The sequence below is a fragment of the Deinococcus cellulosilyticus NBRC 106333 = KACC 11606 genome, from assembly GCF_007990775.1.
Taxonomy (GTDB): Bacteria; Deinococcota; Deinococci; order Deinococcales; family Deinococcaceae; genus Deinococcus_C; species Deinococcus_C cellulosilyticus.
The window spans coordinates 22,785-31,329 of the sequence record NZ_BJXB01000042.1 but is presented as its reverse complement, the minus strand read 5'-3'; the positions used below and the strand labels follow the sequence as shown (position 1 = coordinate 31,329).

The 8,545-nt window shown below is 56.3% G+C and carries 6 protein-coding genes and 1 riboswitch; of the genes, 4 read left to right on the top strand and 2 right to left on the bottom strand.

Annotated features, from left to right (window positions below):
• Positions 1 to 91 precede the first annotated feature (91 nt).
• Positions 92 to 3,028 carry an AfsR/SARP family transcriptional regulator gene (locus tag DC3_RS26475; RefSeq protein ID WP_246130823.1) on the bottom strand — a complete coding sequence of 979 codons (2,937 nt, stop codon included), beginning with the start codon at positions 3,026 to 3,028 and terminating at the stop codon, positions 92 to 94.
• A 409-nt stretch (positions 3,029 to 3,437) separates the two neighbouring features.
• On the opposite strand from DC3_RS26475, the gene DC3_RS26470 reads away from it, so the two are divergent.
• Positions 3,438 to 3,812: a hypothetical protein gene (locus DC3_RS26470; RefSeq protein WP_146890936.1), complete on the top strand. Its 375-nt coding sequence runs from the start codon at positions 3,438 to 3,440 to the stop codon at positions 3,810 to 3,812.
• 18 nt (positions 3,813 to 3,830) lie between these two features.
• Here the strand turns inward: DC3_RS26470 and DC3_RS26465 are convergent, their stop codons facing one another.
• A complete protein-coding gene (locus DC3_RS26465) occupies positions 3,831 to 4,553 on the bottom strand; it encodes a copper homeostasis protein CutC (protein WP_146890933.1) in 723 nt (240 codons plus the stop codon).
• A gap of 151 nt (positions 4,554 to 4,704) precedes the next feature.
• Here DC3_RS26465 and DC3_RS26460 point away from each other — a divergent pair, with 151 nt between their 5' ends.
• The 3 genes from DC3_RS26460 (at position 4,705) to DC3_RS26450 (ending at position 8,485) form a co-directional block, all read left to right on the top strand.
• Positions 4,705 to 5,463 carry a methylenetetrahydrofolate reductase gene (locus DC3_RS26460; protein ID WP_146890930.1) on the top strand — a complete coding sequence of 253 codons (759 nt, stop codon included), beginning with the start codon at positions 4,705 to 4,707 and terminating at the stop codon, positions 5,461 to 5,463.
• 243 nt (positions 5,464 to 5,706) lie between these two features.
• A riboswitch (cyclic di-GMP riboswitch) is annotated at positions 5,707 to 5,790 on the top strand.
• A 55-nt stretch (positions 5,791 to 5,845) separates the two neighbouring features.
• Entirely contained in the window at positions 5,846 to 7,849 is a 2,004-nt protein-coding gene (locus DC3_RS26455; RefSeq protein WP_146890927.1) for an HD domain-containing phosphohydrolase, read from the top strand.
• 279 nt (positions 7,850 to 8,128) lie between these two features.
• The gene (locus tag DC3_RS26450; RefSeq protein WP_146890924.1) at positions 8,129 to 8,485 is read left to right on the top strand and encodes a hypothetical protein; all 357 of its coding nucleotides are present in this window, start codon (positions 8,129 to 8,131) and stop codon (positions 8,483 to 8,485) included.
• Positions 8,486 to 8,545: the final 60 nt, after the last annotated feature.

Below are 8,545 nucleotides of genomic sequence, written 5' to 3'. Positions count from 1 at the left end.
TCGTTCAACCAAACAGATTACATCCCCTGGGGTTCGCTCCAGGGGATTCTTCTTTTGTTTTGCAGGACACGGGCACGCCCGTGTCCTTTTTTCATGCCTGTAAGGCGGCAAAAACATCTTGCATCAGCTGATCTTCGCTGATTTCTGAAGGAACACTTGCAGGGATCTCCAGTTTTTCCCGGTAGCGCTGTTCGGTGCCAGGGTTCCTGTGCAAGTACTGCGTGACCCTGGTCTTCAGGGGAACAGTGAGCAAAGGAAGGCTGCTGAACAGACCCTGGGTGACCAGCAGGGAAGCTTTTAGCCTGTGGGCCAGTTTGAGGCAGCATTGCAGGTGGTATCTGGCCTCGTCGGGTTGATGCAGTTCCAGGTGGCGGTTGCCGAGGTTCAGGTGGGCCAGGGTTTCCCCCCAGGTGTAGTGGCTCACCTGACTGGTCTGCAGGGCCCTGTGCAACATTTCGGTGGCTTCTTGAGGGGCCTGCAGTTCGCTGAGGGCAATCAGGGTGCGGGCAACTCCAGACTGGTCTCCCACCTGCTGAAAGGTGGAGAGGCCTTCCTGCAGGGTGTGCAGGGCGATCTGGGTCTGCCCCTGCAATTGCTGGACACGCCCGAGGTTGAGGAGGGACCCTGCTCTGGCGAAGAGGTCTCCGAGTTGCTCTGCCTGCTCCAGAGCCGCCTGAAGGCGTTTCTGGGCACTGATGTAGTGCCCGAGGTGAAGGCTGACCTGTCCAAGACCGGACAGAGACAGGCTCATGCCCCGGGTGTCCTGCAGGTTCTGGTACAGGTCCAGGGCTTTCTGGTAGTCCTGTTCAGCCTGGGTGTAATTTCCCAGGGCCTGGTGGGTGAGTCCAGTGTTGTAGTGGGTGTTGGCCTCATGCCAGGTCTGCTGGTGCAGGGTGGCGTGTTCTCTGCTGAGGGTGAACTGGGACAGGGCACCGTGAAGGTCCCCGAGGGCCAGGGAGACCAGACCGAGGTTGTTCAGGATGAAGGTGGTTTCCCTGGAGGCGTGCTTTTCATTGAGGCTCTGCTCCAGCGCTTTTCTCGCCTCCTGAAAACGCCCCAGGCGGTAATAAAAACGGCCTGTGCGGGCGAGCATGGCACTGTGGAGGAGGCCAGTGGTGACGTTTGCAGCTTCCTCAAAGAGGGAGACCCCCTCCTGAAACCATCCTTTGATCTCATGGAGCAGGAACATGCCCTGCATCATCTCCTCAAGCAGATCTGTGTTGAGGCTCTGGACAGCCCACTTCCAGGCGGTGTGCAGGTTGCTTTTGTGTGCAGACAGCATTTGCACGGCTTCCTGCTGGCGGCCTCCTCGCAGGTTTCCAGCGTGTTCGGTCAGGAGGGCCGCGTAGTAACTGGCATGGTCTGCGTAAGCTTGCTGCGGCACTTCTGCACGCAGGTGCTGCCTGAGCACTTCAAGCATGCGGAACTCACCGAGTCTGGGTTGTTGCAGCAGGCTGTGGTCTGCAAGCAGGGCCAGGGTGCTCGCACTGGCTTTGGAAATGTGCAGGGCAGCCCTGAAGTCAAAACCTCCCCAGCAGGGAACCAGGGAAACCAGAGCCGCCCGGGCTTCTTTGGGGATGGTGACCAGGGTGGAGTCCAGAATGCTTCTGAGGCTGCGCTGGCGTTCTGGCCGGTCGGTGAGGGGCACGTCCAGAAAGTCCAGGCTTTCTCGCAGGTGAGAGAGGATGTCCTGACACCCCATGAAGCGCACCCAGGTGGCTGCAATTTCAATGGCCAGAGGGAAACCAGAAAGCAGCCTGCAGATCTCGGTGATGTCTTCCCGCTCCTGGAGAGAAGGCAGGAATTGCGGGCGGATGCGCTGGGCGGTGTACATGAAGAGTCGGGTGGCGGCAGCATCCCAGCCGCTTTCTGGCAGCATCAGGCCACCGAGTTCGTAGATCCACTCGTTGCGCAGTTTCAGGCGTTCCCGTGAAGTGAGCAGCAACTGGACTGGGGTGTATTCCAGCAACCATGCAACTTCATGGGGGCTGTCGAGCAGTTCGGCTTCGTCCAGCACCATCAGGGTGGGGTGCAGGCTCAGGTGGTAACGGATGGCCTCTCTGAGGTCTCCACGGCCCAGGGCAGGGATCAGGAGGCTGTCTGCCACTGCAGAGAAGAGGGAGGTGCTGCTCACCTGCACCCAGTGGACTTTCTGTCCTTCATTTTGCAGGGTGTGGGCGGTTTCCAGGGCCAGACGGGTTTTGCCGATGCCTCCGGTGCCAATCAGGTTCAGCAGCCTGCAGTCTGGTCGCCTGAGCAGGGCCAGGACTTCCCGGAGTTCAGTGTCCCGTCCCAGAAAAAGCCCACTTCTCTGTGGCAGCGGCGAGCGTTCTGGACGTTGCAGAACGGCGTACAGTTGCTGTGCTTGCAGGCTGGGTTCCTCTCCAAGCTCTTCTTGCAGAATCTTGACCAGTGCCTGATAAGTGCGGTGAATGCTGGCTTCTTCTCCCTTCAGGCGGTACAGTTCCATGCTGCGCAGGTAAGGGTCTTCCTGGAGGGGGTCATGCCGGATGGCTTCCTGCAGGATGTCCAGGGCCAGCTCCGTATGGTTCTGTTGGGTGAGCCCTCTGGCGTGTTCCAGCAACACCTCGGTGTAGTGGTGGTGGAGCTCTTCTTGAAGGGTGTACTGCCAGTCCTCGAAGCTGCTGCTGTCCCGCAGGAAGAAGCTTTGCAGGAAACGTCCTCTGTAAACCGTGCGGGCTTTTTCCCAGTCCTGATCGCGCATGGCTTCCTGAAAAGTCCACACGTCCACGCTGAAGGCACTGCGCTGCAGGGACACCCACTGCCCTTCAAGGTTCAGCACGTCTCCCAGAGTCTGGGCGAGGCGGGACAGTTCCTGGCGCAGGCTTCCCCGGGCCCGGTCTTCGGATTGTTCGGGCCACAGCAAGGTGGCCAGTTCCAGGCGGTTGATGCGCTCGGGTTGAAAGACCAGATACACCAGAATGGCCAGGGCTTTGCGGGTTCCCAGATGCACGGTCTGTCCTTCTTTTTGCAGCAGGGTATCGCCAAGCAGCCGGAGGTGATACATGGTGTTCACAGATACAATTTTAACTGCTTCTGTCTTTTGTGTTGAACAAATGCACCTGGTTCATTGTGCACAATTTTAATTGTGTTCCCGATGACTTTAGACTCTTTTTGAAGAAAGCTCATTGGGCTTTGATGTATTTTGTCGCCAGAAAGAAGAATTCACTCAAATCATAATATGCTTCATCAAGATTGATTTAAAATCTAAAGTCAAAATGGATTTATGGGATCACGTGAAGAAACATTTCTTCTGAGGATCTGAAAACAACAGAAAATGTAAAACATTAAGACCTTATTCTGTTGTCGTTGTTGAAAATCATCGCTTTATCACCCAGGTATGCCACCTGAATTCAAAATGAAAAAAGCCGTGTTGATCACATCGCTGATGACTTTCTGTCTTTAAATTGGAAATCATGGAGCACCACCGCATACCGACCCATCACCTGTACGATGTTCCCAGAGAAGCTGCAGGCCGCATTTGCGACCTGGCCGACCTGTGCTACCAGTACGGGCCAAGAGGGTCAGGGTACACCGAAAGCAGTCTGGTGGACTATGCACAGAAACAGTTTGGATTGCAGGTCCGCCGTGAAGACCATCCCTCTTTCTGGGAATATGAATCTGCTCTGGAGCAGGCCATTCTGGAAAAGGTTGCTCAGACGGGCCTGCACCGCATTTATGTGCTGCAGTTCCAGGGACATCCCGAGCAGGGGTGGGTCTGCCTGATCCACAAAAGCAACTTTGATGCACTGCAAGAGGTGTGCCGCACCTATTGCCTGGCTGTCCATTGACCCTGAAATCCAGGGACCTCAGAAGCGGAATCGGGTTGGCGTGACCGAGTTTCCCGCCTGCTGGCTGCGGGCATGCTTGCGCATGATGCCAATGCAGCTTTCCAGATGCAGAAAATTGAATTTGCCACTGCGTTCCCGGGCTGTGAGACCAAATTGCACGCCATGAACGCCACTGTGTTCCAGAAAAGGTTTGAGGTTTTCCGGGGTCAGGCCTGTGCTTTCAGCGAGGAGGGGCAGGTTGGGGCGGTCCAGGTGCACCAGGGTGCGGATCTCATCCTGCCCGGACAGCGCCGTTTCGGCCTTGCCCCGGGTGGTCACCTGGCGGACCATCGGGTACATGGCCAGTTGCAGATAGTTTTTGGTGAGGTCCAGGGTGTGGTCAAAAGCCAGGTTGATGTTGACGCTGAAGCCGTGGGTGATGGCATCTTCCAGCAGGTCCCAGTCCATCACAGTGTTGTGGATGGCCCCGAAAGTGATGTTGCGGATGCCGTGGTTCCAGTACAATTCCAGAATCTTCAGGGTCCGGCGGCGGCGGCCCTCTTCATAGGAATAGTTCTCGTTGTCTGGGCGGACCAGAATGGACAGGGGAACCCGGGCTGCATCCATGCACATCCCGATGGTTTTCAGGTCCGGGCTGATGCCTCCCTCCTTGAGGTTGCGCACCAGCAGCAGGGAGTCCGCCCCCATGTTCTGGGCTTCCCTGACCTCGATGGAGTTTTCCACCACGACCTCGGCGATCATGAATTCAGCATATCAGGTGCGGCTGATGAAAAAATGATCTTGATTGCAAGCTGGGGATTTGCCTGAGTTTGAACCCTTCAGGGCAGTCCTGCCCCATAGAGGACTAGATTTCAGCCTGGAAAACCGCAGTGGAGTCTCTACACTGTGGAGCATGCGGATTGCCGTAGAACTGGTTCCCAAAACCTTCGAACACCTGCAGGAGGAGCTGAGCTACATCCAGCAGCACCTGCCCAGGGTGGACACCATCAACCTGCCTGACCTGATGCGGTATGACATCCGCAGCTGGCAGGCGTGCCGCCCGGTGCAGCAGATCCTGCCCAGCAACAGTGCCATTCCCCATTTCCGGTCCATCGACCTGAACGTGAAAAAACCCCTGCCCTTTGCTGACCAGCTTCTGGAATCTGGGGTGAGGGAAGTGATTGTGGTGACGGGAGATCCGCCCACCGACATGAGTCGCAAGGTGTATCCGACCTCCTGCATTGATGCCATTCGCAAGTTCAAACGGGAGCTTCCAGAGATCAAGGTCTATGCAGGGCTGGACCCCTACCGTTCCAGCCTGCGCAGTGAACTCGAGTACCTGGAACGCAAACAGGAAGCCGGTGCAGAGGGCTTTTTCACCCAGCCCTATTTTGACCTGCGCCTGATGGGGGTTTTCCAGGAGATGTTCGAGCAGTCCGAATGCCGGGATTTGCCCATCTTCTGGGGGGTGACCTCGGTGGTGGGGGAGCGCTCCAGACGGTACTGGGAGACCCGCAACCGGGCCATCTTTCCCAAGGATTTTCAGCCCACGCTGGACTGGAACCGGGCTTTTGTGTCACAGGCACTGCACTGGGTGGAGGAAAACAGGGGCAACATCTACTTCATGCCCATTCGGGTGGGGATTGCCGATTACCTGAGCGGTTTGCTTTGAAACTGCAGGGGTGCTCTGGGATTCAAATCCCCAGAGCACCCACTTTGATTTGCATGGAAAGAGCTGTTCTTTCTCAGCCACTGGAGTTCAGATTGAAAACCTTTGGAAACATAAGTAAAATTTGTATTTTTTAAGTAATCAGAGTGTAAGAAATTCAGCAAGCTCTTTTTTGGACAAAAACGTTCAGGACGGTTGACACTGTTTCTGGAACTCAGTTAAGCTTCAGAATAGAAGTGGCATTTTGCCCACTCATGAGACATGGAAGCACATTCCGTATTCGGGCACCTGGAATGTGTGGAGTCAGTGGTGCGACCGGCATGAGGAGAAATTCACCCATCCCCTCCAAGAACATGCTGGCACGCCCTGTAGAAAGGACGCTGCCGTGACCGTTCACTTTCCAACACGACACCATGCAGCATCTCTTGCTGCAGAAGACACCGGACTGGAGATCACCTGCTCAGAGGTGCAGACCACCACCCCCACTGTGCCCGCTGCCCATGCAGCCTGTGTTCCAGAATCAGGTGAACTGTTTCAGGCCACCTTTGAACTGAATCCCCTGCCCATGTGGGTCTATGACAACAGCACCCTGCAGTTTCTGGAAGTCAATCAGGCCGCCCTGCAGAAATACGGCTACAGCCGCGATGAGTTTCTGGAGATGACCCTGCTGGACATCCGGCCTGAATCGGAACACCAGATGCTCATGCAGCACCTGCAGCATGTGGTTCAGCACCAGAGCAAGAACAGTGAACAGACCTGGGTGCACCTGAAAAAAAGCGGTGAGTCCATTGAAGTGCAGGTGCATGGTCAGGACCTGCAGTACCAGGGCCGCCCGGCACGTCTTGGGGTGATTCTGGATGTCACCGAGAAAAGTCGCATCCGCCGCGCTCTGGAGGAAAGTCAGGCCCAGTTTCGCCTGATTGCCGAGAACACGGTCAACCTGATCATGCAGTTTGATGCGAATTTCCATGCCTCTTATGTGTCCCCTTCCATCACAGCGATTCTGGGATACACGCCCGAGGAATTTCTGGCGATTCCCGATTACGGCTACATTCACCCGGAGGACTGGCCGATGGTGGAACAGGAGGTCACGGCGGCAGTGGAACGCCACGCAGACCAGCACATGCTGGAGTACCGCATCCGTCACAAAGAAGGGCATCACCTGTGGTGTGAAACGGCATTTCGTCTGATCTGGGAGGGTGAGGTGTGCCACGGGTTCATTTCTTCCAGCCTGGACATCTCGGACCGTGTGGTGGCCCGTCAGGAGCTGATGGCTTCCCTCACCACCTCCACCCAGCTGGTCACCCTGGCCGAGGAGCTCGAGGAGGCCAGCGATCCCTCGGACGTGATTCAGCTTGCCCTCAAGCACTGCACAGCGGTGATTCCGTTTGATTACGGGATGTTTGTGAAGGTGACGGACCACCAGTACCAGGTGGACACCTGCCTGAACCTCTCCCCAGAAGAAGGGGAAGTGCTGCTTGGACGTTACCTGAAGGCTGCTGGTCCCAGGCTGCTGCACGCTTTTCTGAAGGGAACTCCGGCTTTCTTCAGTGCATCAGAACCCATCTGTGAACCTGCTGAGTCTCTGCCTCGTATGGATGCGTTTCAGGTGGCTGTCCTGCCGGTTACGGCAGATGGCCGCATCCAGGGCTTTCTTGCCCTTGGGACCTGCACAGACAAAGTGGAATTCACCGGGAACACCCGTCGCATCCTGCGGGCGGTCAGAGACCGCATTTCGCACGCCTTTGAGCGCAACACCTACATCGAGAAGCTCTCCACCAGTCGGGAGGAGACCCTCAAAGCCATCGGGATGGTGCTGGAGTACCGGGATTACGAAACCAAAGGCCACACGGATCGGGTGGTGCAACTGTCCGACCTGCTGGGTCGTGCTCTGGGCATCAATGGAGATGAACTGGACGCCCTGCGCTGGGGGGCCTACCTGCACGACACCGGAAAGATTGCCATCCCGGACCACATCCTCCTCAAACCCGGCAGGCTGACCCCTGAGGAGTTCGAGCAGGTCAAGAAGCACAGCGAAATCGGTTTTGAGATGCTGAAAAACATTCCCAGCCTTCCGCAGGCCACCCTGGATGTGATCCTGCATCACCATGAGCGCTGGGATGGCAATGGCTATCCTGCAAAGATGGCTGGATACTCCATTCCCCTTGCGGCCCGGATTTTTACAGTGGTGGATGTGTATGATGCCCTGATTTCCAGACGGCCCTACAAGGAACCCTTCACCCATGAGGCAGCCATGGCAGAGATCCAGCGTTGTGCGAACAGCATGTTCGACCCTGAGGTGGTCAAGGTGTTCAGCGAGGTGATGGAACACGAAATGCTCAGGCATCCTGAAGAGGGTGCAGAACAGCAGAACGCCAGATCCGCCTGAACACAAACCTCTGGATGATCGATGACCTTCTGGAAGGTCAGCTGAGGGGTGCCTCTGAGAAGGGGTGGTTTTGCCTCAGTCTGCTGTCATGAAACACATATCAACGGTAAAAAACCTTTCATGCAGACTGCTTAAAGTAAAGACATCTGACAGCACAGGTTCAACATCTCACAGGCAAGTTCTGCCCACAGGATGAACGTCTCTGCTGCTCAGCTTTGACCTCTTCCAGAAATCACCATTCACATTCAGAGCAGCAGACCCATAGGAGGACCAGCAGCTATGGACCTGATCTATTCCCATCCTCGATTTCCCTTGCCCACCCCACAACGCACCGATCAGTGCAAGGTGGATGTGTATGCCGACGATGACCGCCACCAGGTCACGGTGATGTTCCGCCTTCCCAGGCCTTCCCACAAACTGGACTGCGACATGTACCGTGTCATCAATGCTTTTTACAGAGAGGCCCTGTTCAGGCACCTCACCCCGGCGAGCAGCCTGAAATTCTACTGCGTGGACAGCACAGGTGAACACCAGCATGTGCAGCTTGAGGGCCTTCCCGGAGGTTACACCGGGGGCCAGCTCATGCCCTGCCTTTCCCTGCCCCTGCCTGCAGTTTCAAGCAGCATGACCGCCTGAGTTGTGGAGGGTGTTTTAGAGGCATCAAGAGGGCTGGGGTGATTTACAGGGCTTACAGTT

What these genes read in the sequence shown, in the direction of transcription:
- DC3_RS26475 (WP_246130823.1), bottom strand. Translation starts at nt 3,028, where the DNA reads ATGTATCACCTCCGGCTGCTTGGCGATACCCTGCTGCAAAAAGAAGGA.
- DC3_RS26470 (WP_146890936.1), top strand. Translation starts at nt 3,438, where the DNA reads ATGGAGCACCACCGCATACCGACCCATCACCTGTACGATGTTCCCAGA.
- DC3_RS26465 (WP_146890933.1), bottom strand. Translation starts at nt 4,553, where the DNA reads ATGATCGCCGAGGTCGTGGTGGAAAACTCCATCGAGGTCAGGGAAGCC.
- DC3_RS26460 (WP_146890930.1), top strand. Translation starts at nt 4,705, where the DNA reads ATGCGGATTGCCGTAGAACTGGTTCCCAAAACCTTCGAACACCTGCAG.
- DC3_RS26450 (WP_146890924.1), top strand. Translation starts at nt 8,129, where the DNA reads ATGGACCTGATCTATTCCCATCCTCGATTTCCCTTGCCCACCCCACAA.